The following is a 24,668-nucleotide window of genomic DNA, read 5'->3' as shown; positions in this document are numbered from 1 at the left end:
CGCTCCTCTCTGATGGATATAGGGTTGAAGGCCAGCACGCGCTCAAGTGCCGGTTGGCGGACGGGCGGTGGCCCTTTTAATCGGCGGACTCCACCTGAGAAAGGGGACGGGCAACGTGCTCCAGTGACCGGCGCTCTGCGGCTACGCCGTAAACGGCCTGAACGAATGCCGCTACCAGCATGAGCGCGGCGCCGAGCAGATACCCATACCAGACCTGGGTGCGCTCGCCCGATTCGATCAAGGCACCGAACAACGTCGGCCCCACCATGCCACCGAGCCCTGTGCCGAATGCATAGAACACGGCAATGGCCAGAGCGCGGATCTCCAGCGGGAAGGTTTCTGCGACAGTAAGGTAGGCAGAGCTGGCCGCAGCCGATGCGAAGAAAAAGATCACCATCCAGGCGATCGTTTGCTCGATGGCATCGATCATCCCCTGTTCGAACAGGTAGCCGCTCAGGGTCAGCAATATGCCCGACAGGGCATACGTGGCGCTGATCATGATGCGCCGCCCCAGCACATCGAACAGCCGCCCGAGCAACAGCGGGCCACAGAAGTTGCCGAGCGCGAACGGCAGGACATACCAGCCAACGCTGGAGGAGGGCACATCGTAGAAATCGGTCAGCACCAGGGCATAGGTGAAGAAGATGGCATTGTAGAAAAACGCCTGCGCCGTGAGCAGCGTCAGGCCTACCATGGCCCGGCGTCTGTGGACCACGAACAGGCTGTGAAATATCTCGGGCAAAGGCGTGTGATGCCTGGCACGCAATTGCAGGGGCGGAACATCTACCGCAGGCAGTCTCAAGCCTTGAGCGCGGCACTTGCGCTCGATATCGGCCACTATACGCTCAGCAGCTTCGGGCTGATCGTGAATCATCAGCCACCGCGGGCTCTCCGGCACCCACAGCCGCATCAGCATGATCAGCAATCCCAACGCGGCGCCGGTGCCGAAACAGAGGCGCCATCCGAGGTCGCCGTTCGCGATCGACGGGTCCAGAAGCACAATGGCGCCCACTGCACCCAGCGCAGCGCCGAGCCAGAATGTGCCGTTGATGGTCAGATCGACCCAGCCCCTGTAGCGCGCTGGGGTGAACTCCTGGATGGTCGAATTGATGGCCGTATATTCCCCACCAATGCCCGCGCCTGTGAGAAAGCGAAATGCCAGAAAGCTCCACAGGTTCCAGGAAAATGCCGTGGCTGCGGTGGCCCCGATGTAGAGCGCCAGGGTGATGAAGAACAGTTTGCGCCGGCCCAGGCGGTCGGTCAGCCATCCGAAAAAGAGTGCGCCGAGCACCGCCCCTGCGATGTAGATGGCGCCAGCCAGACCAACGTCGCGGTTGCTCATGGCCAGAGCAGGGCTGTCCTTCAGGGCGCCGGCCAGTGACCCGGCAAGGGTGACTTCCAGACCGTCCAGTAGCCACGTGATGCCAAGCGCCACCACCAGCAACGTGTGAAACCGGGTCCATGGCAGTCGATCAAGGCGGGCAGGAATATCCGTGCTGTAGAGCCGCTGATCGGGGCTGCTGGCATGTGTGCCGTGTCTAGGTTTAGTCGTCACGCCAGCCTCGAGCCTCTATCGCTGCCGTTTACAGGAAGGGCTGCGAAGCAGCCCTTAGATTCCAGGTATCAGGCTCGGTGAGCCTTTGCGATGATCAAGTACCCCTGATGATCAGCTACCACCACCCGAGCCGCCTGCGCCGCCCGTACCGCCACCTGTACCGCCGCTCCCGGTCCCACTGCCCATACCGGTACCTCCGCTGCCGCCCATGTCGCCTCTACCGCCCATGTCGCCGCTCCCGGTACCGCCCATGCCTGAGCCACTCCCGGTGCCGCCGGGACCCGTGTTCGCCCCACTACCGGTACCCGAGCCTGAGGTTGTGCCATCGCCACCCGTGGCGTCCGTACCATTGCTTCCGGTGCCACTGCCGGTACCCATGCCGTCCCCTGGGGTGCCGGAACCGGTAGCGCCGCCGGTGCCATTCATGGTCCCGTGATCACCCGACTGCATGCTGGGGGTGTGCTGATCGTTCATGTTGGTAGCTGCCATGACCATTGGCGCGGACGCACCCAGGCAGAGTGCAAGCAGCAAGGAAGAAGGTTTTAGCATTGTCATGATGAAGCTCCTTTTATGAGGTGTCCTCGTAGTGTTCGTCAGGCTGCACTACCACGCCGTGCCCTGTAGGCGACGAACGGGCCTTTCCCTAGGGCGATGAAGTGCCAACCGACCGCCTGGCAGGGCATGCGGTTTTTTGCGGGTGTTCCGGCGCTTGACGGGGGTCATACAGGAAAACCACGTCACTTCGTGGATGTTTTCAGACAGGAACCAACGATGAACAGCCCGTCCAGCACCGCCGCCAACACAGATCGAACCGTACCCAGCCAGCTTGGGTTTCCGGTGGTAGGCATTGGTGCCTCGGCAGGCGGTATCGCCGCGCTCAAGGTTTTCTTCGAACACATGCCGGCTGAGAGCGGCATGGCATTCGTCATCGTGCTGCACCTCTCGCCCGATCATCAGCGCGTCGCGGACGGGATCATTCGGGCCGCGACTTCCATGCCGGTCGTACAGGTAAACAGCTGCGTGCCCATCGAGCCCGATCACGTCTATGTCATTTCACCTGCCTGGCAACTGATCATGACTGACGGCCACCTCAAGGTCGTTCCCTCTTCGCGGCCTTTGGGAAAGCATGTCGCCATCGATTTGTTCTTCCGTGATCTGGCCGATGTGCACAAGCAGCGAAGTTTCTGTGTAGTGCTTTCCGGTGCAGGCAGTGATGGTGCAGTGGGCTTGTCGCGTATCAAGGAGCAAGGTGGCATCACCTTGGTGCAGAGCCCGGCCGATGCCGAATTCGACGGGATGCCGCTGGCTGCCATTGCCACCGGACTGGTCGATGCGGTACTGCCGGTAGCCGACATACCGCAAAAACTGCTCGGTTTCTGGATGGGCATGCGCAGCATCCGTGTCGCCGATGCAGAGGCCGGAATCCAAGCCAACGCTGCGCAAGCGGGAGAGGATAGCGAGCAGGCGTTGCAGGACATTCTCATGACCCTGCGCAACTGTACCGGGTACGATTTTCAGCACTACAAACGCGCGACGGTCATACGGCGCATCGAACGCCGCTTGCAGATCACTGGCCGGGCCGACCTGCCGAGCTACCTGCGTCATCTTGAGCAGCACCCTGATGAGGCAAAGAACCTGCTCGAAGACCTGCTGATCGGTGTGACGAACTATTTTCGCGACCGGGAAGCCTTCGAGGCGCTCGAGCGCTTGGTATTGAGCGTTGTCTTGAACCCAGGTGGCCCTGAGGACAAGCGTGAAGACGTGCGAATCTGGTCCGCTGGCTGCTCAACGGGAGAAGAGGCCTACAGCCTGGCGATACTGTGTGCCGAACACCGCAAACTTGAGCCTGCTCTGCTCAAGCTGCAGGTATTTGCCACCGACATCGACGAGCGCGCGATTGCCATAGGTCGCGCGGGGATCTACCCGGAGGCGATCATCACCGATGTATCGACCACGCGCCTGCGCCAGTACTTCGCCAAGGAGAATGATCACTACCGGGTAAGGAAGGAAATTCGTGAGAAGGTTCTGTTCGCCAGGCACAGCTTGCTTTGCGACCCGCCTTTCTCACAGGTAGACCTGATCGTGTGTCGCAACGTGCTCATCTATCTGGATCGCGAGATCCAGAAACAAATGCTGGAGATGTTCTATTTCGCGCTACGCCCTGGCGGCTACCTGTTCATGGGCTCCTCGGAGTCTGCTGACCTGTGCCCGGAGCTGTTCAAGGCGGTCGATAAACGCAACCGGATTTTCCGCGCCAATGTCGCCGCCAACATCCCCGTCGAGCAAAATCAAAATCAGGTGATGACGAGCCTGGAGAGCGAGCTGCATCGCACCAAGCTGCACCTGCAGGAAACCATCGAAAAGTCGGAAGTCTCCAGCGAAGAGCTAGAAGCTTCCAACGAAGAAATGCAAGCCATCAACCAAGAGCTGCGCTTGGCTACCGAAGAGCTGGAAACCAGCAAGGAAGAGCTTCAGTCGATCAACGAAGAATTGCTCACGGTCAATTTCGAGCTCAAGAGCAAGGTCGAAGAAACCGACAAGATCAACGACTACCTGGCCAACCTGATCGCTTCTACCGACATCGCCACAGTGTTCGTGGATCGCAATATGCATATCCGCTGGTTCACGCCGCGAGCGCAGGACATCTTCAGCATGCGCCAGACGGACACGGGCCGTTCGCTGCTGGATATCACCCATCGGCTCGATTATCCGAAAATGACCGAGGACGCTGCTGCGGTTCATCAATCGCTGACCGTCAGGGAACGAGAGGTCAGTAGTAGTGACCGACGCTGGTACATCGCTCGTCTGTTGCCTTATCGCTCGAGCGAGGACCACATCGACGGTACGGTGCTCACGTTCATCGACATCACCAAACGGCGTGAAGCTGAACAGGACCTGCGCCTGGGACAGGAGCGCATGCGACTGGTAGCGGAAAGCACCCAGGACTTTGCCATCATCATCCTGGACGGCAACGGCGTCATCTGTGAGTGGAATCGCGGTGCGGAGTCTATCTTCGGCCACAGTGCCGAGCAGATTGCCGGCAGCCATTTCGACGTGCTGTTCACGGACCAGGATCGAGCTGCTGGTGTACCTGAAGCCGAATTGCGCAAAGCCCAGGTAAATGGGCGTGCCGAAGACGAGCGCTGGCATTTGCGTCGCGACGGGAGCCGCTTGTACTGCAGCGGGGAAACGGCGCGCTTGCGTGGTGATACCCCGGGGTACGTGAAGATTGCCCGTGATATGACGGGGCAGAAGCACCTGCAGGATGAACAGGGCAAGCGCCTGGCTGAGACACGTACCAGCAGCTTGCTCAAGGATGAGTTCTTCGCCTTCATGTCGCACGAGCTCAAGCATCCGCTGAACCTCATTCAGCTCAATGCCGAGATATTGCGCCGACTGCCTGCCGTGCAGTACACGGCCAAGGGTGGCAAGGCGCTTGCCGTGATCAACGACGCAGTGACCAGCCAGACCCGCATCATCGATGATTTGCTAGACGTCGCTCGCCTGCGGACCGGAAAGCTCATGCTCAAGAAAGAGCTTCTGGATCTGGCCGATATGCTCAAGTCGATACATGCCATGGCCATTGAGGAGTACCCCACGGCCCGGATCCTCCTCGTACTGCCCGAACCGCGCGGTCCGATGGTGGTTCATGGTGATGCGACGCGTCTTGAGCAGATCATCTGGAACCTGATCAACAATGCCCTGAAGTTCAGCGGCCCGCAGGCATGGGTCACGGTCGAGCTCTCACTTACCGAAAAAAACGTGCGTTTGGCTGTCAGCGACAACGGCCCTGGCCTGTCTGCAGATGATGTGACAGACATCTTCGAGCTGTTTCGGCAGCCCCACCACACCCGTCATCACGGTGACGGCCTGGGCATCGGGTTGTCACTGGTCAAGCAACTGGTGCAGGCCCATGGCGGTACTGTGAGCGCACACTCGGCGGGGCTGGGGCTTGGTTCAACATTCAGTGTTCAGCTGCCGCTGTCGCAGCGCACCCTTGGGAAGGGCGCAGCCAACCCAGACGCTGGGCCCAGTGAAGGCAGGCTCAAGGGCGTTCATGTCTTGCTGGTAGACGATTCTGCGGACGTTGTGGACGTCATGCGGATGCTGCTGGAAATGGAAGACGCCCACGTTACTACGTTCCTCAATCCGGTTGAGGCGCTGGAGAATGTGGGAGGGCACCGGTTCGATGTGATACTGACCGATATCGGCATGCCTGAAATGGACGGGCACGCATTCATCACGGCGATTCGTGAACAAGCTCAGTATCAGGCGACGCCTGCAATCGCGTTGAGTGGCTATGGGGTCAGCCCGCCAAGCCGGGAGGGTCGGGTCGCGCACTTCGACCTGCAACTGACCAAGCCCGTGCACTACGACGAGCTGGTAGGCGCCATTGAGTCACTCTGTCGTGCCTCGCAAACGCTTTGAAAGGAAATCGGTGGGCAGTGCAGCTCACCGGCTTAGCGGCACATTCGAGGGCCACCTGCCGAGAGTCTCGCCAGTAAGCCATATCTTGGACAACTTGCGCCCGGCACGTTCGCGCGCCATTGAACGTGCCTTGGGTTATTGCCGCCATGGACTTTTCCCCATCCACTACTTGCACGCCATTGCTTGGCGCGTTTCGTCAGCCTGATGTGAATTACTTGCGCGATAGGCCGTGGGGCGTCGGTCCCTTGAGAACACAGGGCTCACTTGTGTGACCCCGAGAGGGGCAAACGACCAGGCCAAACGGCTGGCCGACCTAGCGATGAGAATCGTTGATCAACGTTGAAACGACCGGTGTGGCGCCCGCTGCGTCGGCACGATGATGAGGATTTACCGATGTTCATGCACAACAAACGATTGCAGTACACCGTCCGTGTCTCCCGGCCCGACCCCGGCCTTGCGAACCTGTTGCTCGAACAGTTTGGCGGGCCCCAGGGTGAACTTGCCGCCGCGATGCGTTATTTCACCCAGGCCGTGACCGAGGATGATCCAGGGCGCAAGGACATGTTGTTCGATATCGCCACCGAAGAACTCAGCCACCTCGAGATCATTGGGTCGATTGTGGTGATGCTCAACAAAGGTGCCAAAGGCCGTTTGGCCGAGGGTGTGGAAGCCGAGGGTGAACTGTATCGATCACTCACGGGCGCGGGTAACGACTCGCATGTCACCAGCCTTTTGTATGGTGGTGGCGCTGCGCTGGTGAACTCTGGAGGCATTCCCTGGACGGCTGCCTACATCGACACCATTGGAGAGCCTACGGCAGACCTGCGTTCGAACATTGCCGCCGAGGCCCGCGCCAAGATCGTGTACGAGCGTCTGATCAACGTGACCGATGATCCCGGCATCAAAGATGCGCTCGGTTTTCTGATGAGCCGAGAAATCGCCCATCAGATGTCTTTCGAGAAGGCGCTGCATTCCATTCAGCCCAACTTCCCGCAAGGCAAAATGCCGGGTGATCCCGAGTTCAACCGCACTTACTTCAACATGTCCCACGGCGGTGAGGTGCGCGGATCGTGGAACGAAGGTCAGGATTGGGTCTATGTAGATCAACCGCAGCCGGCTGTGGATGGCGGTAACGGTATGGCTTCGGTGGAGTTGGATGGAGCCAGTGCGGACGCAGTGGAGGCCATGAAGCTAAGGACCATGTCCGATCCCGACCTCCAACCGATGACCGGTGCCGAACTGGGCAAGGTCAATGGTGATGAGCCTATGTGAGACGGCAGGGCAGCGGACCGCCGGGTCCGCTGCCACGTTCAAGCGTCACAGGTGACGCTCTCAAGCCCCCCGCATACCCAGGTTGTCTCGCCCTTGCGCATGCACGTTCGCCTCCTGCGGCAGCGCCGTGACCTTGATGGCCCGCACCGGTACGGCGAACTTGGCGCCGATTTTCGAGAACCGCTCAAGCAGCTTGAAGTTGATGGCCTGTTGAATGTCCATGTACAGGTTGTAGCCTGGGTCCTGCACGATATAGACACATTCGAACTCAAGCGCTTCCTTGCCGAAGCCCCGCAGGTGCGCGCGGTCGAAGCGTGCTTGCGTTTGCGCCTTGATCGCTTCCTCTACGATCCCGGGTGCCTTCTTCACCGCCTCGGTAGGCGTGTCATAGGAAAGACCAAATTCGAACACGATGCGTCGTTCTTGCAGGCGCTTGTAGTTCTGGATGGTGCTGCTGATCATGCTGGCATTGGCCATGACGATCTGCTCGCCGCCCAGGCTGCGGATGCGCGTGGTTTTCAGGCCCACATGTTCGACGGTACCGGCCAATGGGCCAATGACGATGAAGTCGCCCACCTCGAACGGCTTGTCCACGGCGATGGACAGCGAGGCGAACAGGTCACCCAGAATGTTCTGCACAGCCAGGGCGACCGCAATACCGCCCACACCCAAGCTGGCGACGAAGGCGGTGATGTTCACGCCCAGGTTCGACAGCATGGCCAGTAGCACGATCGACCACAACAATACCCGCGCACCCCAGGCCGACAACGTGGCAAGGGCACTGCTCTGCTGGGAACCGTCCGGATTATGGCGGGTGAAGTAGCGGTCCAGGCCCAGACCGATGGCACGGTTGACCCACAGGCCGATCTGCAACGCGGCGACGACGAACCAGAGGCTGCCGACCCGGCTCAACCAACGCTCCGGCAGGTCGAGCATGCTCAACCCCACCAACAGTGAAGCCAGGAACAGTAGCGAGTTGCTGGTGCCTGACAGTACTTTCTCAACCACATGGCTCAAGGCACCGGAGTGAGATGACCAGTGCTTGACGCGCCGCTGTACGAAGCTTATGGCGGCCCTGGCCACCAGGAACGTCAGGACGGCCACAGTGACGGCGAGTAACAGGTTCAGAATGGAAATACCGAAGAACGTGGTATCGGTGAAGAGTGTAATGATGCGATCGCTCATGAAGGCTTGCCTCCTCTAGCAAAGATTTCGAGGTGTCAGGCGTCGAGCAAAACAATTGCCCTGCGAGTGGTTATCAGAGGGTGGGTGCACATCGATCATAAGAAGATGAACAGTGCAGACCGGGTAAGGGGCCGTGCGCCCGTAGGCCATTGATTGGCCCACGATTGACAACAGGTGGGGCCCCGTCCAGCGATGCGCTGAGAGGGCTCCTCATGGATGCGGCACATCGTCTTCAAGCGTTGCGCCGGTACGCGCAGCCAGCGCACGGTATTCCTTGCGCAGCTCGCGCAGGGTCTTGCTGTCCATGGCCTCCAGGTCCAGCACCGAACGTTGCGCCGATTGAGTGGCGCGGATCAGCTCATCGAGCTTGACGTGAATGATGTCGTTGTCCCGGTTCTGGGTGTTTTGGATCAGAAACACCATCAGGAATGTGATGATGGTGGTCGAGGTGTTGATGATCAGTTGCCAGGTATCGTTGTAGTGGAACCATGGGCCGGAAACCGCCCACATGATGATGAGCACGATGGCCATCAGGAATGTGCTGGGGCGGCCAGCCTGGTTGGATAGCCACTGACAGAACTGCGCGAACTTCATCGGATCCCTCCTGGTGATTGCAGTGGTTTGCGGCGGCGCAGCGTACGCCGCCAGGTGTGAAACGATCAGCCGTCAGATTGTTCTTCAGGTGGCACCTGGCCTTCCGGCCATTCCGGAGCCGGCTCTGTGGGCGCCTGTTCAGGTGTACCAATGGTGTCACCCGGATTGTGGGGTACGTCGTCCACATAAGGGTCTGGATGATTGGGGTCAGTCATGTTGGATTCCTCTGGGATGTGCTGCGTTAGTGCCCAGCCCGTTGCCGGGTGTTCCATCGATCTGCCCAGTGGAACGTCCTGACACAGAAGCGGCTCCATCATTGAGTGAGTTCAACGGACTACTGAGATGATCTACTTAGGCTGTGCAGGCTGGAGTCTGCCCAAGGAGCATGCTCCGGCTTTTCCCGAGGCAGGCAGCCATCTGGAGCGCTACGCTGCGCGCCTGAGCGCTGTGGAAATCAACAGTTCGTTCTACCGGCCCCATCGGCCGCAAACCTACGCGCGCTGGGCCGCATCGACACCTGAGGGCTTTCGCTTCTCAGTCAAGGTACCCAAGGCCATTACCCATGAGATGCGTCTGCAAGGGTGTGAAGCGGCGTTGGACAGCTTTCTGGCCCAATGCGGGGAGTTGGGGGAGAAACTGGGCTGCTTGCTGGTCCAGCTACCACCGTCGCTAAGCTTTGACGAAGCGGTAGCCAGGCGTTTTTTCGAAGCGCTGCGCCGCCGGTCCGACAAGCCGGTCGTCGTCGAACCTAGGCATGCGACATGGCGTTCAGCGCAAACGCTGCTGATTGACCTTCAGGTGGGACAGGTGGCGGCAAGTCCGCCTAGATTCGCGCTAGATGGCCAGCCCTCAGGATGGCCAGGCATAGCGTATTGGCGGTTGCACGGCGTACCGGTTTTGTATCACAGCGCTTATTCCGATCCATGCTTACGGCAGCTTGGCGCGCAGGTGACACGTACCCATGTTCAGGGGGCGATCACCTGGTGCATCTTTGACAACACAGCCAGTGGCGCCGCCGTGGGTGATGCGTTGACGGTTCGCAGTCACCTGGGCTAAGCGAAGCGGATCAAACTTTTCCCCGGCGTTGCGCTCTGCTCATAAAGACACCCTGTTGAAGTTGGAGATGCCCATGAAAGACACTCATACCCACACCGGCGACAAAGTCCCGCGTCCGATCTCCTCTGAGGAAGCGCAAAAAGGCGAGCAGTCACCTGATCCGGTGTTGGAACGCCCTGATCCGGCCACTGAGGCCGTAGACAAGGCGATCACCCCGACATCCATCAAGGAACTGGAAGAGCAGACGCGGGCGATCGAGCAGCAGACTGAAAACGTCGAAAAGCGCCTGGATCGCTAAGCGATGGGGTCGTTTTGCTGCATGCGCTGGGCTTTCCCGAAATTGAAGCCAGCGGCTTAGTGCTGCAATGGGCCGCAAAGCGGCCCCACGATTTGAGCTGGGCGCCTGACATTCAACTTGACACCTTCAGCTACCGGGGCCGGCCCGGCGCTCCGGCAAAGGCACTTACACCTAGATCCACGTCAACCCGGCTCCATCCTCGTATTCTTCTTCCATCCTCGCAGATTCATGACGCACAGCGTGAACTGCAGAATGATCAGCGCCCAGGCCTCGGCGTGCCAGCCCCAGGCCGCCCATAACAGATTGCTTGCAATGAAACAGCAGAAGCCGACTTTGCGGCGGGCGGGTCGCCGCGATCCTATGCACCATGCTGCCACTACCGTCAGCACCATGGCCGGCCATTCCAGCCAATCGATCCAATCCTCCATCGCGCTGTCCTCGGTCTTGGTTTGTTCGTGGGACAGGCCAGCTGAGGACGGGTTCAGATCGATCCTCTACCTGGATACGCATGGCCATGACAGGGCGGGCACACACGTTTTTTTGAACCTCACCCAGCCTTGGCTTGCCCACTTGAGAGGTACTGCTTTGAATCGTGATCAAGAGGAGGGATGTCATGCCCAGTACAGCACGCAAGGTTCGTTATGGTGTAGTGGCCGGGGGCTCGATTTCCCAGGGTGCGTTCATGCCTGGTATCGGGCAGACCGACAACTCGGAAATTACCGTCCTGGTCACCGGGGATGAGGAAAAAGCCCGACAGTTGGGCGAGCGTTATGCCCTGCGCACCTACCATTACGACCAGTATGCTCAGATGCTTGCTGCGCGGGAGGTGGATGCGCTCTACATCGCAACGCCTAATTTCCGTCACCGTGAATTCGTGGTGCCGGCGCTCGAAGCCGGTATTCATGTATTGCTCGAAAAGCCCATGGGCATCAGCGAAGCCGACTGCAAGGCCATGATCGAGGCCTCGAAACGCACTGGGGCGAAGCTGATGGTTGCCTACCGTCTGCACTGCGAGCCTGGCACGCTGGACATGATCGAGCGGGTGCACAAGGGCGATTTCGGTGATCCCAGGTTGTTCACCTCTATCTTCACGCAGCGGGTCAAGCCCAATAACCACCGTGCCCAGAATGGTTTCGAGGCCGGGCCGGTGCCCGACATGGGCCCCTATCCCCTGAACATGGTTCGCCAGTTGTTCAACGCCGAACCCATCGAAGTCTCGGCCATGGGAGTTCGCTCGCCTGGCAGCACCATGGACACCTGGGACACGGTCACCGTGAGCCTGCGCTTCGAAGACGAACGACTGGCCCAGTTCACCGTCAGCTATACCTTGCCGTCTACCGAGCGGTTCCAGCTATTGGGCACCAAGGGCGAGATCGAGGCTTCACCGTGCTTTGGTTATGGGGAAGGGGTGGCGATCAGCTACAGGGCCACCATCGATGGCGAGACGCGTGTGCACGTTAACCCTGTGGTGGATCAATTTGCTGGGGAAACTGCTTATTTCTCCGACTGCATCCTCAACAACGTAGCGCCCGAACCCGACGGGGAGGAGGGGTGGCGCGATGTACGGGTAGTCGAGGCGATCAAGCGAGCGCTTGAAACCGGTACGCCACAACAGTTGGAACCGCTGCCCGCTCGCCCGTTCGCGCGGCGATCCGAACAACGCAGGGCCTTTGCCCTGGCCCCAGTACCGCCGATGGTCGATGCCGAATCGCCGGCAGAATAGCGGGTGAGCTGCGCGCTCCCTTGAGGGGGCGCGCAGGCTTGATCACGCGGCTCGCTGCTCCGACTTGCCCTTGAGCAGTTTCTTCTGCGCCATCATCGTCTTGCCCATCTCCTCGAGTTGCTGCTTACCCAGCAGCTTGCGTGCCGTAGGGAACAGCTCGCTTTCTTCTTCCTCGATATGATGCTCCAGCAACTCTTTCATCACCTTGACCCGGCCTGCAAACTCGACCGTGCCGGTGTCTGTGCCTTCAAGGTCAGGCAGCACCAGTGAATCGACGGTACGGTGCTCTTCCTTGGCCTCGTAGTACATCTTTTCCTCTTCCTTGCCGCCAGCCTCTTTAATGGCCGGGTACAGGATTTCCTCCTCCAGCGCGGTATGGATAGTGACTTCCTGCTTGATGCGTTCCAGCAGTTCGGCACGCTTTTTCACCGCGCGCTCCGTTGTCGAAGACAACTCTTCGAGCAGTTTCTTGACCAACTGGTGGTCCTGGGTCAGCAATTCGATGGCGTTCATGGATCACCTCTGCAGGTTGTTGTAATCACGGTTGCCATGGGTTGAGTCGAGCGCCAGGCCATCAGTTCCGCTGCGCAGATGACGTGCCTGGCGTGTACCCTCATCTACACGGTGCGCGGCCACCCAGTGCCAACGCTGCGCGCAGCGCCGCCAGGTGCGTGAGGCCTTGCGGCAGGTTGCCCAGGTACTCTCCCGTGCCAGGGTCGACCATCTCCGAATAGATGCCTGCGCCATGGGCAAGGCCTTGCAAGGCAGCTTCATAGGCGTGCTGCGCGCGTTCGTGTTGGCCGAGCAGTACCCAAGCCTCTACCAGCCAGAACGTGCACGCCAGGAAGCAGCCTTCCTCCTCGACCGCACCGCTGTAGCGGTAGTGGAAGGGGCCTGCCGACAAGCTTTGCTGCACAGCCTCCAGGGTGCTTTGCAGCCTCTCAGGCGCCGGATAGCCGAAGCGCACCGCCAGGGCGATACCTGCGTCCAGCCGGTCGCTGCCTGGGTAGAACACATACGCCTGGCGGCCCTCATGCCAGCAATGGGTTTCGATCCACTCGAAAACACGGTCACGCTCGCGCGCCCAGCGCTGCCGGCAGGTTGTGGGTAGATGGCCGCCGTCGGCCAGTTCGATGGCCCGGCTCAGGGCCTGCCAGCAGCTGATCTTCGACAGGGTGTAGTGCCGCGTTTCTGGTAACTCCCAGATACCGGCATCGGGCTGGCGCCACTGGTCTGCGCATTGATCGGCCAGCCGTGACAGCAGCACTGCACTGCTGCCGTCCAGGATGTTGCCGGTGTCGATGAAACAACGGGCAGTTTCGAAAATGTCGCCGAACACGCCGTGCTGCAACTGGTCGCGGGCGTCGTTGCCCACTACGGGCGGGGATTGCTTGTAGCCCGGCAGGTCGATGGTGCGTGTGCAGTCACCGATGGCCCCGTCCAGGGTGTAGAAGACCTGCGCGCCGTGCTCGGCCAGCCTGCGCAGCAACCAGGTAAACGCAGCCTTGGCTTCAGGCTGAGCGCCAATGCCGAGGAAGGCTTCGATGGTATACCCGGCATCGCGTATCCATGCGAACCGATAGTCATAGTTCTTGGTGCCGCCTATGCGCTCTGGCAACGACGTGGTGGCAGCCGCCATGATCGAACCGCTGGGTGATGACAGCAACAACTTGAGCGCCAGCGCGTTGCGTATCACCACTGACTGATAGGGGCCTTTATAGATGAGGCTTTTCGACCACTGCCGCCATTCACGATCAGAGCCGTCGATGCGTTCATCGATCAGGCTCAGTGGCGGCACCACCAAGGGCTCGTCACGCCCCGCGATCAGGGCCACCACGGTGCGTTGCCCCGGCGAGGTGTCGAGTGTGGCGCGCACGCCTATGTCGTCCTTGCGCCGCACGCTGATCTGTTGATCATGCAGGAACATCCCGAGAATATGGCCTGCGTGAAAAACGCAGCCGTTGTCGTTGGGCGTGAGGTACGGGCTAACCGTGTCGGCCTGGGTACCAAAATCGATGGCGATCTCAAGCGTGACCGACCCTTCGATGCCCTCGATACGGCGAGCCAGTTCCGCCCAGGGTAAGCGCCCGGCAGGCCCGCTGTTTAGCGATTCGGTCAATCGCACGCTGCCGGTAGAGGTGATGTACTCGGTTTCCATCACATTGCTGCCGGGGCGATAGCGACGCTTTGCCTGATAGGGCTGGGTTGGGGTGATGGCAAAGTAACCGCCGGTCCTGGGCGAGAGCAGTCGATCGAACAGAGGGGGGGAGTCCATGTGGGGCACGCACCACCAGTCGATGGAACCGTCCAGGCCCACCAGTGCTACCGAGCGCCCATCCCCAAGGGCCGCATACTGCTCCAGCGCCAGCCAGCCACCGGTATCTCGTTGGGGCTCGGCACATTGCCGCGGGCTTTCAGATACGTCTTCCACATTGCAGCTCCTGCACCTTTTGTACAGGTGTGACTGAAGCGAAGCGACAACAGTTCGGCACAAATGGGCAACGGCAAGACGATGACTGTCGGGTCAAAATAAATGGAATTTTTTGTTACGCCTTTGGCTCCATTAGGCTGAGTTTGATGGAGGAGAGTCCAATGGCAGGACAACAACTGTATGTAATCGAGTACGAGCTACACGGAGAATTCAGGACTTTCATCATTCGACTGGAACGCATGGACAACGCCGAGGCCTGGCACTGGGCGAGTTGCGATGCAGGCGTCGGTATCATCCCGCGGTTCGGTCAGCACAAGATCAAGAAAGTCAGCCGACCCATGGCTGAGCGCTATGGGTTGACCAACGTGCGGTGGCGGGTCTCGGGCAAAGGCCCGGAGTTCGTCGCGCCGGCGGTGGACATGACGAAATTCGCGGTTGCCACTGAGAAGTCCTGAATTAGATTGGCGACACGCCGGTGGCACGGGCCCCGGCGTGTTCGTGTTCAGGCGTGTGTGTTCAGCCGTTCAGGGCTACGGGTACAGGAGTGTCGATAGTCGCACGGCGCTGTTGGCGCCGGCCCGTACGTGACCTGTGACCTGACCAAGTGCTTCATGGCGCACGGTGAGGTGCAACGTGGCCAGCCCTGCTTCGTCTGTCGCCACTTCAACGAGCATTGCCTTCCCTTGGGTTTGAATGCGCAGCGGTTGCGGTTGCACGGTTTCGATGCTCGCCTCCTGAAGCATGCTGCCGCCGAGCTGAACCCAAAGCGGCTTGCTCGGCGCTCCCCTTACTTCAATCGTAAGATCGGCAGGGCTTGCGCTGCGAGTGAGTCGTTTGTATTGCACCTGCACCTTGCCATCGGCGCTGCTCGCCTGGGTATCGATCAGCCAGGTACTGGCCGGCATTGCGGCCATTACCACACCCAGGGGCAGCAAAAGTGCACACCACTTAATGCGTCCGGCGGGCCAAAAAGGGTGGTGCGCATTAGCGCTTTCGGGCGCTGGATAATGCTTGGAAATCATCGGGTGCTCATTCATCGAGATGTGATCAGGCTCGTTCGCCGCGTAGCCAGCGTTGGTGATAATGCGCAAGTTGCGACAACCCATAGACTGCCCCCTGGCGCATCACCTCTTCACGCTCGGCAAAAAAACGTTGGGTGCCGGTAAAAACGGCAAGCGGCTCACCCGCGAATGCCCAGGCAAAACACAGCGTACCTGGCGGAATTTTGCCTTGCGCGGCAGGCCCCGCTACGCCCGTGGTGGCGATGGCGACGGTAGCGTTGCTGTCTTTCAATGCGCCCAATGTCATTTCCCAGGCCACCGCTTCGCTGGTCAGGCCATAGCGCTCGATGGTCGTGGGGCTAACGCCTAGCAGACGCTGCTTGGCAGCGGGGGAGTAGACGACGTAGCCGCTCTCGAGCACCTCGGCTGTTCCTGGCAGGGCGGCCAGTGCCGCTACCATGGCGCCTGCAGTGCAGGACTCGGCAGTGGTCAGAACAAGGTCATGTTTTTTCAAATACTCGAAAACGGACTCAATCGGGTCAGTGACCATACCTGTAACTCGCGCAGCATTTTGCAGTGGACGCGAGCGCAAGGCTTTTGGTTCAGTGCACGTGTGCCCGCCCGTCCATCGCGCAATAATCGAGCTGAACTTAGCAGGACTTTCATGCTTCCTCTTTAAAGAGGTTGAAAAACCGATCAAACCTGGAGAGCGGTTATGAACGAGCCTGTGACGTACTTCTGGATTGCCGTGGCGGTCCTCATTCTACTGGTGGACTTGTGGGCGATCGTCAGCGTGTTTCGTAGTGACAAGACCGATGCCACAAAGGCGGCCTGGGCGCTGTTGCTCCTGGCGCTGCCTGTTGCGGGTCTGGCGATCTGGGGTATTTGGGGGCCGCGTGGCATCAAGCGCGGCACTGGACCTTCTTCCCCTGAACATAGCAAAGGCTGAGGTGTCTTCATGAGCACATCGAATGAGCAGGACGCCAACCGCGTTGAGCAAGCGCGTACCACAGGTGAAGAAGAGCGAGACAATGACGCTCACCGTCCAGACGGGTCTACGGGCACCGAACAGGACACTACGGCGCAGAAGACCGCCAGGGATGTGCCTGCGCACAAGCCGTAAAGCAGTGTTCAGCCAGCTTCGCTACATCGCGCGACGTCAACGGCAGTCAAGCGCTGTTGACTGGCGCGTGGGCATTGTCCCTGCCCGTGAATACTTTCTAGGAGCCGTACTGTGCCACGTATCATCACCCCAGCCACCCCGGAGCACGAAATCCAGGAGCATAATGCCCGCATGTTCGGCTCGCCCAAGGAGCGGCTGGACTTCTACCGACAGGAAATCCAGTACGAGACCAGCATCCTTGCCAATCGTACGGATGCTTATCTGGCTGCCCAGTCATTTCTAGTGATTGCCTACGCATCTGCCATGGGCAACACCAATCAGAGTTGGGGTGAAATGTTCACGTTGGTGGTGCCGCCGTTTCTGGCGCTGCTTGGCGTGCTCAGTTCACTGAACGCCTGGCCAGGTATTCACGCCGCCTACAAGATCATCGAGCATTGGCAGCTCAAACAGAGCCATCTGCTGCGAAGCGAACCCATGATGGGCCTGGCTTATGACGAGTCGCCCTTGTTCAGCGAGACCGAAACCTCCCAGGCCGGTCATCGCAAGTCCTTGCTGTTCTCGCTGCGTACACCCTGGATTTTCCTCGTGTGCTGGGTCTTGCTGGGGTCATACGCCATCTTTATTCAGTTGGCATAAAGACCAGGCCTTTCAACTCTTGGCCGCGGGGCCCATGATAGGCGCCTTTTGCGCAGCGCGACGTGCCCGGTGCCCGTGCTTGTACTCAGGAAGTTCGAGGTCGATCGATGAATCAACGTACCGCTGGTATCGATGCCAGTGGCCAGGATGATGCCGCGTTAACCGCAGAACGGTTGCAGCTTGCGCTGGACGCGGGCGCGATCATCGGCACGTGGGTATGGGATATACCCAATGACAGGGTTACGGCCGATGAGCGTTTTTCGCATTCGTTTGGCTTGCCGCTGTCCAAATGCCTGACAGGGATGCCTCTGGCAGAAGCGTTTGCCTCCATCTATCCCGATGACCGCGAACGCGTCGCGCAAGCCATTCAGGCGGCCACGGCCCTGGGCGGCCCGTTTCGCTGTGAATACCGGGTCCGCCAGGACGATGGCTGTTATCGGTGGGTTGAAGCCAACGGTCGAGTCGAGCTCGATGAGCAGGGCATTGCGGTGCGCTTTCCTGGTGTGCTGATGAACATCGAGTCACGTCGCAAGGCCCAGGCCGAGCGCGACCGCATGTCCACGTTGCTGCGTACCTTCACTGCCGCGGTTCCCGGCGTGGTGTACGCCAAGGACCTGGAGGGGCGCATGCTGGTGGCCAATCATGGCGCCACGCAGCTGATTGGCAAGCCGCCGGAATTCTACCTGGGCAAGACCGACCTTGAGTTCCTCGAGGATAAGGAGCAGGCCAGGCAGGTGATGGAAACCGATCAGCGTGTGATGGCTGGCGGGACGGCCGTGCAGGTCGAAGAGCGGGTGGACATGCCAGACGGGTCGGCCACGTATTGGCTCTCGGTCAAGGCACCGCTGCTCAGTGACGACGGGGAGGTGATCGGCTTGGTAGGATCCTCCATCGACGTCACGGCCCGCAGGCAGGTAGAGGAGCAACTTCTTGAGCTCAACCGAACGCTCGAGGCGCGTGTTGCCCAGGCGGTAGCCGAGCGGGAGGAGGCCGAAGCCGCTTTGCGTCAGGCCCAGAAAATGGAAGCGGTTGGACAATTGACTGGGGGCATTGCCCATGACTTCAACAACTTGTTGGCGGGCATTTCGGGCAGTCTTGACCTGATCAGGTCTCGCCTGGCCCAGGGCCGTCATGAGGACGTTGAACGCTACATGACCGTGGCTTACGGTGCTACACGCAAGGCCGCCGCGCTGACGCACCGACTGTTGGCGTTCGCCAGGCGCCAGACCCTGGTGCCCGTGCAGACGGATGTCCATGCGCTGATCGATAGTATGGCTGAGCTCGTGCGCCGCACGGTAGGCCCTTCCGTGAAGCTGGAGGTCCAGTTGTCCGCTTCGTTGCACACGTGTCTGGTCGATCCCGTCCAGCTTGAGAACGCATTGCTGAACCTTTGCATCAATGCGCGCGATGCCATGGACGGTAACGGCCGGATTTGCATTCGCACGGCAGACAAGCGCATCGATGGGGATGCAGACCCTGAGATCGCTTCGGGCGATTACCTGAGCATCTGCGTCACGGATGAGGGCATTGGTATGGACGCCGCAACCCTCTCGCGGGCGTTCGAGCCATTTTTCACCACCAAGCCGCTAGGTGCAGGTACGGGGCTGGGTCTGTCGATGGTGTACGGTTTTGCCCGCCAGACCGGCGGACATGTGCACATCGAGTCGGCGCCAGGGCAAGGCACTCGGGTGTTTGTGCAATTACCGAGTCACGGTGGGCCTGCCCGTGTGGTCAGCGACAGCGTTGCCCCTGCAGTGAATCACCGGGCGCGGCCGGGTGAAACGGTATTGGTGGTGGACGATGAAGCGTCGGTGCGCCTGTATGTCAGTGAAACGCTCAGTGGAATGGGCTACGTCGTCATCGAAGCAGCCGACAGCCTGGCAGGTTTGCAATTGCTGCGCTCGGACACGCGTATCGACCTGCTGATCACCGATGTCGGACTGCCTGGCGGGTTGGATGGCAGAAAGATGGTCGACGTTGCAAGGGGGATCAGGCCGCGGCTGCCAGTGCTGTTCATCACTGGCTATGCACCGCCCACCCCTGAGCAGCAGACCTGGCCCACCCATGGCGGGATGGTACTGAGCAAGCCATTCGATCATGACACGTTGGTCGGGGCCTTGAGCACCCTGATGCACGCGTGAAGCCGGGCTCGGCCCGCTAACCGCGGGCCAGGCCACAGACAGCGTGGAATGCCCTTAAATCGGTACCTCGGGAGCCAGCGTACCCGCCGCCGCACCAGGCACCAGAATCACCTTGCGGCAGTCATCCTTTTTCTGGTCGAACATCTTGTAGCCCATCGCCGCTTCCTCAAGCGCCAATCGATGCGTCACGATCAATTCAGGTTGCAGCCGGCCAGCCTCGATATGCTCGAGTAATTCTGGCAAGAACTTCTGAACGTGGGTCTGACCCATCTTGAACGTCAGGCCCTTGTCGAACGCGTCGCCGAACAGGAAGCCATGGATGAACCCGGCGTACACACCAGGGACGCTTACCACGCCGCCGCGCCGTACGGCAGCAATGCATTGACGCAGCGCCTTGCCGCTGCTGCCTTCGATCTTCAGGGCTGTCATGACGGTTTCGGTGGTGCTGCCCTTGGCCTCGAAGCCTACTGCATCGATGACGGCATCAACGCCGCGCATGCCCGGGGTTAGCCGAATGATGCTGTCGGCAGGGTCATCGTCCTGCTCGAAATTGATCGGTACTACCCCATAAGCGTCGCGGGCAAACGTCAGGCGGTAGTCGTTGTCGTCGACCAGGAAAATGGTGTGAGCGCCCAGCATGCGAGCGCAGGCTGCGCTCAACAAGCCGACGGGGCCCGCACCGTAGATAGCTACTGTCGAACCCTGGCCCACTTGCGCGTTGGTCACTGCCTGCCAAGCGGTGGGCAGAATATCCGACAGGAACAGCACCTTGTCGTCTGACAGCGAAGTGGGCACCTTGAAGGGGCCTACGTTGGCCTTGGGTACCCGTACATAGTCCGCCTGACCGCCCGGGATCCCACCATACAAATGGCTGTAGCCGAACAGCGCTGCACCTGGTGGAATGATCTTCTTGTTGATGATGGCGCCGCGGCCTGTGTTAGTCGTCTCGCAGGCGGCAAACAAGTCGTGCTGGCAGAAGAAGCAGCTGCCGCAAGCGATCACGAAGGGAATCACGACGCGGTCACCAACTTGCACATTGGTCACCCCGCGGCCGACATCCTCGACGACGCCCATGAACTCGTGGCCAAAAATATCACCCTGTTCGGTTTGTGGAATCTTGCCGTGATACAGGTGCAGGTCAGACCCGCAGATGGCAGTGGCGGTAACCCTCAGAATGATGTCGTCAGCGTCTTGCAGGATAGGGTCCGGAACCGTGTCGACTCTTACATCCTGTGCGCCGTGGTACGTCAATGCTCTCATGGTTCAACTCCTGCGAAGGCGAGTGTGTTATGCAGGGGAAACCACAGGACAAACAAAAGTTCAGGTCAAAAGCTCGGCGGGCATGCGGACACGCGCATACCCGTGCCGTCGTGCTCAGTCTGCCAGTAACGGTAGGCGTATCGTGAAAGTGGTACCGAGCGCCGCATCCGAAGCGACGGTGACATCGCCGCCATGGGCCAAAGTGATTTCGCTGACGATGAACAGCCCTAACCCGACAGAGCGCACCGAGTCGGCACGGTCCGTGCCCCGAGTCATAGGTGCAAACAAGGATGTAAGCAAGGTATCAGGAATGCAGGGGCCATGGTTGTGCACGCTGATGACGGCGCCATGCTCATGAAGATCAGTGGTAACGGTGACGGGATGGGTGAGGTCACCATAGGCCACACTGTTGGCCACCAGATTGCCAATCATTTGTTGCACGCGGTCTGGGTCCAGCGCACGTTGACCCTTGCCTTTGCATAGGTGACGAATGCGCGCCTGGGCGAAGGCGACTCTCAATTCGTTGACGCTTTGATCGACCGTCGAGCACAGGTCTATCGGTTGACGGCAGATGGTGATGCCTTGGCCAATCCTGACCGAGGCAAAGTCGAGCAGATCAGCGATCATGCGCCTGGCGCGCTCCGAAGAATGGCTGATACTGCCCAGCAGACGCCGTTCCTTGTCCCTGTGCTCACCGCGTTCGAGCAACTGCGTCGCCATCTTGATCGCAGTCAGCGGGTTTTTCAGGTCATGACTGGCGATGGCGACCATCTGTTCGGCAAAGGCTGCGCGTCGCTGGGCGCTCTGGTAGGCGTCGGCCAGCTCGGCCTTGGCCTGCTGCAACGCAGCCTCGGCCTCAGTGGTCTGCGCCAGCAATTGCTCGGCGCGGCGCCGGGCGGTGAGCAATTCACGCTCGTAGCGATCCCGCTCGATGGTGCCGAACAGCGCCAGCTCGTGGAACACGCCGTGGGCATATTGACGGCGCACGCCATTGAGCAACATGGTGATGACGTGACCGGTGCGGTGCCGTACTTCGAGCTTAACCTCGGCGACCGAACCCTGCATTCTCATCAGCGGCGCCCAATGGGTCTGGTGGAAAATTCGTCCGCCCATGGTCAACAGCTCCTGAAACCTGCACTGCGTCAGGTCCTCGGGCGCGTAGCCCAACCACTTGCAGAAGGTCTGGTTTGCCCTCACGATCACGCCCGTCTCGGTGGTGACCACCAGGCCGCAGGGTGCCCCTTCGAACAACGCGTCGACAGCCGGTATCTCACCCGCGCCGGTCATGGCCCTGGTGCCCAGGGTTGCAGGAAGGCGTCCATGGCCTGGGAGCAGGCTGTAGGGGCACTCATGTGCGGGCAATGGCCGATGTTGTCGATCAGGCACAGCGTGCTGTTGGGCAGCACGGCATGGAGGTACTGGCCCACGGAAACTGGCGCGATAAGATCGTCGATGGACTGAAGAATCAACACGGGCGTAGGCAGGCCCTGCACATCCAGCCGGTTGTCAGACAGGAACGTGACACGCGCGAACTGCCGAGCGATGTCTGGATCGGTGCGGCAGAAACTGTTGGTCAGCTCCTCGCTCAGCATAGGCTGGCCCGGCGCGCCCATGATCACCGGCGCCATGGTACTCGACCAGCCCAGGTAGTTGCTGTCCAGTGTTTCGAGCAGTTCGTGGATATCCTCCTGCTTGAAACCGCCGATGTAGTCGCCGTCGTCGATATAGCATGGCGATGGGCCGACCATCACATGAGCTGCAATGCGACCAGGTTGCTGTCGATCCGCCAGTGCACCAATCATGGCGCTGACCGAATGACCGACCAGAATCACGGCGCCTTGGCCGTATTCTGTGATTATCTCGTTCAGATCCGCTGCATAACCCGCCAAGGAGTCGTACCGGACGCGATCGTACGCCGATAAGTCCGATTGCCCAGCACCAACCAAGTCGTAGGTCACGATGCGAAAGCGCGCTTGAAAATGCGGCAACAGGTACTTCCACATCGATTGATCGCAGCCAAAACCGTGGGAAAAGATCAACGTGACAGGGCCAGCACCGGTGATGCGCACGTGGTTACGCGTAGATAAGGTCATGGCTTTCCAAGAGGGTGTGCAGCATCCGTGGCAGGGTGGGTGGGGCATGGCTTGGGCAACGTTGGCTGTTGAATCTACCGCTTACAAGCAAGCGTAGGCCGGAGATGACGAATCGACATTGGCCATCGAACAATAGTTTCGTAAGCAGCCGCTATTGGCGGAGCAATTTACCGCTTGGCGTTGTCAAGAAGTGACGAGTTGCACCATTGCCCAACCAGGAGAGTCACGTGACGGAAAAGAAGGCCCGCGTCAGCAATCAGGCGACCGGAGACATATCCAACCTGCCGCACGACATGTTCTTCGCTGCCGTGCAAACGACGCGCATGCCCATGATCGTGACCGATCCCAGCCGCGACGACAATCCTATCATCTTTGCCAACCGCGCGTTTCTGGAAATGACCGGTTATGAATCCGGTGAGATCATGGGGCGAAATTGCCGCTTCCTGCAGGGCCCCGAGACTGAGCGGTCGGTGGTCGACGCTATCCGTGAGGCGATCGAGAAGCGCGTGGATATCGCCACCGAAGTGCTCAATTACCGCAAGGACGGCTCCAGTTTCTGGAATGCGCTGTTCATCTCGCCGATTTTCAACGAGCGTGGCGACCTGATCTACTTCTTCGCCTCGCAGTTGGACGTCAGCCGTCGGCGCGATGCCGAGGATGCATTGCGTCAGGCGCAGAAGATGGAAGCTCTGGGTCAGTTGACGGGCGGCATTGCTCACGACTTCAACAACTTGCTGCAAGTGATGGGCGGTTACATGGGGCTGGTGGCCAGCGAGACCGACAAGGCGCAGCCGGACCTGAGCCGCATTCGCCGAAGCGTCGGGCATGCGCAAACGGCGGTCGATCGTGCCAGTACCCTCACCAAGCAGTTGCTGGCCTTTGCCCGCAAGCAGAAACTGCACGGCCGCGTGCTCAACCTCAATCATCTGCTCGATGACGTGAGCCCTATCATCGAGCGCACCTTCGGCGCCCAGGTGACGGTCGAATACGACTTGGAAGAGCACTTGCGCAACTGTCGCATCGACCCGACCCAGGCCGAAGTGGCACTGCTGAACATCTTCATGAACGCTCGCGACGCTCTGATCGGTCGCAAGCGCCCCCACGTATTCATCGAAACGCGAAACGTGCACGTAAGCGACATCAATCTGTCCTTCGACGGCCTATTGCCGGGCAGTTACGTGAGCATTTCCATTACCGACAACGGCATCGGCATGCCTGCGAGCATTCGTGATCGCGTCATGGACCCTTTCTTCACGACCAAGGAGGAGGGCAAGGGCTCGGGGCTGGGTCTGTCCATGGTGTATGGCTTCGCGCGTCAGTCCGGCGGCGCTGCCAGGATCTATACCGAAGAGGCTGAGGGGACCACGCTGCGCTTGTATTTCCCGGTGGACGAAGCCAGCCCGATTCAGGAAAAGCCCGTGAAGCTGGTCGAGCGCAGTTCCGGTACCGAGAGGATTCTTATCGTCGAAGACCGTCCAGACGTTGCGGAGCTGGCCAAGATGGTGCTGGAAAACTATGGCTACGACGCCGACATGGTGCTCAACGCACGCGAAGCGCTGAAGCTTATCGAAGCGGGTGAGCGCTATGACTTGTTGTTCACCGACCTGATCATGCCTGGCGGCATGAATGGGGTGATGCTGGCGCGCGAGGTGCGTCGCCTGCAGCCGCAGATCAAGGTGCTGCTCACCACCGGCTACGCGGAGAACTCGATCGAACGCACCGACATCGGTGGCTCTGAATTCGATGTGATCTCCAAGCCCTGCCAGCCCCATGATCTGGCACGGCGCGTGCGACAGGTACTGGATGGTCATACGGGTATCGTGTGAGGCCGGCTCGCTCGATTACCAACCGGAGTGAACCATCGGTCACTCC

At 60.0% G+C, this 24,668-nt stretch carries 24 protein-coding genes; 11 read left to right on the top strand and 13 right to left on the bottom strand.

What is annotated here, in order from left to right; all coding sequences use genetic code 11:
• Window positions 1-76: 76 nt before the first annotated feature.
• Both B2Y33_RS19380 and B2Y33_RS19375 read right to left on the bottom strand, forming a co-directional pair.
• On the bottom strand, window positions 77-1,555 hold the full coding sequence (locus B2Y33_RS19380) for an MFS transporter (protein WP_028686997.1): 1,479 nt from the start codon (window positions 1,553-1,555) through the stop codon (window positions 77-79).
• A 111-nt stretch (window positions 1,556-1,666) separates the two neighbouring features.
• Window positions 1,667-2,110, bottom strand: a complete 444-nt coding sequence (locus tag B2Y33_RS19375; protein WP_027914738.1) for a hypothetical protein — start codon at window positions 2,108-2,110, stop codon at window positions 1,667-1,669.
• 216 nt (window positions 2,111-2,326) lie between these two features.
• On the opposite strand from B2Y33_RS19375, the gene B2Y33_RS19370 reads away from it, so the two are divergent.
• A complete protein-coding gene (locus B2Y33_RS19370) occupies window positions 2,327-5,983 on the top strand; it encodes a CheR family methyltransferase (protein ID WP_206405270.1) in 3,657 nt (1,218 codons plus the stop codon).
• Window positions 5,984-6,376: 393 nt separating this feature from the next.
• Window positions 6,377-7,255: a manganese catalase family protein gene (locus tag B2Y33_RS19365; protein ID WP_110606782.1), complete on the top strand. Its 879-nt coding sequence runs from the start codon at window positions 6,377-6,379 to the stop codon at window positions 7,253-7,255.
• Between the two features lie 60 nt (window positions 7,256-7,315).
• Here the strand turns inward: B2Y33_RS19365 and B2Y33_RS19360 are convergent, their stop codons facing one another.
• From B2Y33_RS19360 to B2Y33_RS19350, 3 genes are all read right to left on the bottom strand, one after another.
• Window positions 7,316-8,440: a mechanosensitive ion channel family protein gene (locus B2Y33_RS19360; RefSeq protein ID WP_028687000.1), complete on the bottom strand. Its 1,125-nt coding sequence runs from the start codon at window positions 8,438-8,440 to the stop codon at window positions 7,316-7,318.
• A gap of 210 nt (window positions 8,441-8,650) precedes the next feature.
• Entirely contained in the window at window positions 8,651-9,034 is a 384-nt protein-coding gene (locus B2Y33_RS19355) for a low affinity iron permease family protein (RefSeq protein ID WP_042139293.1), read from the bottom strand.
• A 65-nt stretch (window positions 9,035-9,099) separates the two neighbouring features.
• Complete coding sequence (locus tag B2Y33_RS19350; protein WP_154665190.1) at window positions 9,100-9,249, bottom strand: hypothetical protein; 150 nt, start codon at window positions 9,247-9,249, stop codon at window positions 9,100-9,102.
• Between the two features lie 127 nt (window positions 9,250-9,376).
• Between B2Y33_RS19350 and B2Y33_RS19345 the strand changes: the two genes are divergently transcribed.
• Together B2Y33_RS19345 and B2Y33_RS19340 are read left to right on the top strand one after the other, a co-directional pair.
• Window positions 9,377-10,090 carry a DUF72 domain-containing protein gene (locus B2Y33_RS19345; RefSeq protein ID WP_110606781.1) on the top strand — a complete coding sequence of 238 codons (714 nt, stop codon included), beginning with the start codon at window positions 9,377-9,379 and terminating at the stop codon, window positions 10,088-10,090.
• A gap of 73 nt (window positions 10,091-10,163) precedes the next feature.
• Window positions 10,164-10,388, top strand: a complete 225-nt coding sequence (locus tag B2Y33_RS19340) for a hypothetical protein (RefSeq protein ID WP_027914742.1) — start codon at window positions 10,164-10,166, stop codon at window positions 10,386-10,388.
• Window positions 10,389-10,570: 182 nt separating this feature from the next.
• Here the strand turns inward: B2Y33_RS19340 and B2Y33_RS19335 are convergent, their stop codons facing one another.
• Window positions 10,571-10,816 carry a hypothetical protein gene (locus B2Y33_RS19335; protein WP_027914743.1) on the bottom strand — a complete coding sequence of 82 codons (246 nt, stop codon included), beginning with the start codon at window positions 10,814-10,816 and terminating at the stop codon, window positions 10,571-10,573.
• 185 nt (window positions 10,817-11,001) lie between these two features.
• On the opposite strand from B2Y33_RS19335, the gene B2Y33_RS19330 reads away from it, so the two are divergent.
• Entirely contained in the window at window positions 11,002-12,111 is a 1,110-nt protein-coding gene (locus B2Y33_RS19330; protein ID WP_028687002.1) for a Gfo/Idh/MocA family protein, read from the top strand.
• A 42-nt stretch (window positions 12,112-12,153) separates the two neighbouring features.
• Here B2Y33_RS19330 and B2Y33_RS19325 read toward each other — a convergent pair whose 3' ends face one another.
• On the bottom strand, window positions 12,154-12,624 hold the full coding sequence (locus B2Y33_RS19325) for a hemerythrin domain-containing protein (protein ID WP_027914745.1): 471 nt from the start codon (window positions 12,622-12,624) through the stop codon (window positions 12,154-12,156).
• 100 nt (window positions 12,625-12,724) lie between these two features.
• A complete protein-coding gene (locus B2Y33_RS19320) occupies window positions 12,725-14,479 on the bottom strand; it encodes a glycoside hydrolase family 15 protein (protein ID WP_082693216.1) in 1,755 nt (584 codons plus the stop codon).
• Between the two features lie 224 nt (window positions 14,480-14,703).
• Between B2Y33_RS19320 and B2Y33_RS19315 the strand changes: the two genes are divergently transcribed.
• Window positions 14,704-14,997, top strand: a complete 294-nt coding sequence (locus tag B2Y33_RS19315) for a DUF6555 family protein (protein ID WP_027914747.1) — start codon at window positions 14,704-14,706, stop codon at window positions 14,995-14,997.
• 75 nt (window positions 14,998-15,072) lie between these two features.
• On the opposite strand, the gene B2Y33_RS19310 is transcribed toward B2Y33_RS19315, so the two are convergent.
• Together B2Y33_RS19310 and B2Y33_RS19305 are read right to left on the bottom strand one after the other, a co-directional pair.
• A complete protein-coding gene (locus B2Y33_RS19310) occupies window positions 15,073-15,456 on the bottom strand; it encodes a hypothetical protein (protein ID WP_132578778.1) in 384 nt (127 codons plus the stop codon).
• 133 nt (window positions 15,457-15,589) lie between these two features.
• The gene (locus B2Y33_RS19305) at window positions 15,590-16,093 is read right to left on the bottom strand and encodes a CinA family protein (protein ID WP_206405269.1); all 504 of its coding nucleotides are present in this window, start codon (window positions 16,091-16,093) and stop codon (window positions 15,590-15,592) included.
• 165 nt (window positions 16,094-16,258) lie between these two features.
• Between B2Y33_RS19305 and B2Y33_RS19300 the strand changes: the two genes are divergently transcribed.
• The 4 genes from B2Y33_RS19300 to B2Y33_RS19285 all read left to right on the top strand — a co-directional run bounded on the left by B2Y33_RS19300 (window position 16,259) and on the right by B2Y33_RS19285 (window position 19,443).
• Window positions 16,259-16,492, top strand: a complete 234-nt coding sequence (locus B2Y33_RS19300; protein WP_028687006.1) for a PLDc N-terminal domain-containing protein — start codon at window positions 16,259-16,261, stop codon at window positions 16,490-16,492.
• Between the two features lie 9 nt (window positions 16,493-16,501).
• On the top strand, window positions 16,502-16,666 hold the full coding sequence (locus B2Y33_RS19295; protein WP_165919250.1) for a hypothetical protein: 165 nt from the start codon (window positions 16,502-16,504) through the stop codon (window positions 16,664-16,666).
• Window positions 16,667-16,777: 111 nt separating this feature from the next.
• Window positions 16,778-17,302 (top strand): hypothetical protein, encoded by a 525-nt coding sequence (locus tag B2Y33_RS19290; protein ID WP_023536033.1) that lies wholly within the window; start codon window positions 16,778-16,780, stop codon window positions 17,300-17,302.
• A 107-nt stretch (window positions 17,303-17,409) separates the two neighbouring features.
• Complete coding sequence (locus B2Y33_RS19285; RefSeq protein ID WP_206405268.1) at window positions 17,410-19,443, top strand: hybrid sensor histidine kinase/response regulator; 2,034 nt, start codon at window positions 17,410-17,412, stop codon at window positions 19,441-19,443.
• A gap of 54 nt (window positions 19,444-19,497) precedes the next feature.
• On the opposite strand, the gene B2Y33_RS19280 is transcribed toward B2Y33_RS19285, so the two are convergent.
• From B2Y33_RS19280 to B2Y33_RS19270, 3 genes are all read right to left on the bottom strand, one after another.
• Entirely contained in the window at window positions 19,498-20,703 is a 1,206-nt protein-coding gene (locus B2Y33_RS19280; RefSeq protein ID WP_027914752.1) for a zinc-dependent alcohol dehydrogenase, read from the bottom strand.
• Between the two features lie 114 nt (window positions 20,704-20,817).
• Window positions 20,818-21,990, bottom strand: coding sequence for a PAS domain-containing sensor histidine kinase (locus tag B2Y33_RS19275; protein WP_110606778.1), 1,173 nt, complete (start codon window positions 21,988-21,990; stop codon window positions 20,818-20,820).
• Window positions 21,987-22,796 carry an alpha/beta fold hydrolase gene (locus B2Y33_RS19270; RefSeq protein WP_027914754.1) on the bottom strand — a complete coding sequence of 270 codons (810 nt, stop codon included), beginning with the start codon at window positions 22,794-22,796 and terminating at the stop codon, window positions 21,987-21,989. Before B2Y33_RS19270 ends, B2Y33_RS19275 begins: the two co-directional genes overlap by 4 nt.
• 227 nt (window positions 22,797-23,023) lie before the next feature.
• Here B2Y33_RS19270 and B2Y33_RS19265 point away from each other — a divergent pair, with 227 nt between their 5' ends.
• A complete protein-coding gene (locus B2Y33_RS19265; RefSeq protein WP_206405267.1) occupies window positions 23,024-24,622 on the top strand; it encodes a histidine kinase famiy protein in 1,599 nt (532 codons plus the stop codon).
• Window positions 24,623-24,668: the final 46 nt, after the last annotated feature.

It is taken from the genome of Pseudomonas sp. UBA5666, assembly GCF_002420785.1.
GTDB lineage: Bacteria > Pseudomonadota > Gammaproteobacteria > Pseudomonadales > Pseudomonadaceae > Aquipseudomonas > Aquipseudomonas fulva.
Note: the sequence above shows the minus strand (reverse complement) of the source record. Positions and strands in the feature narration are given on the sequence as shown.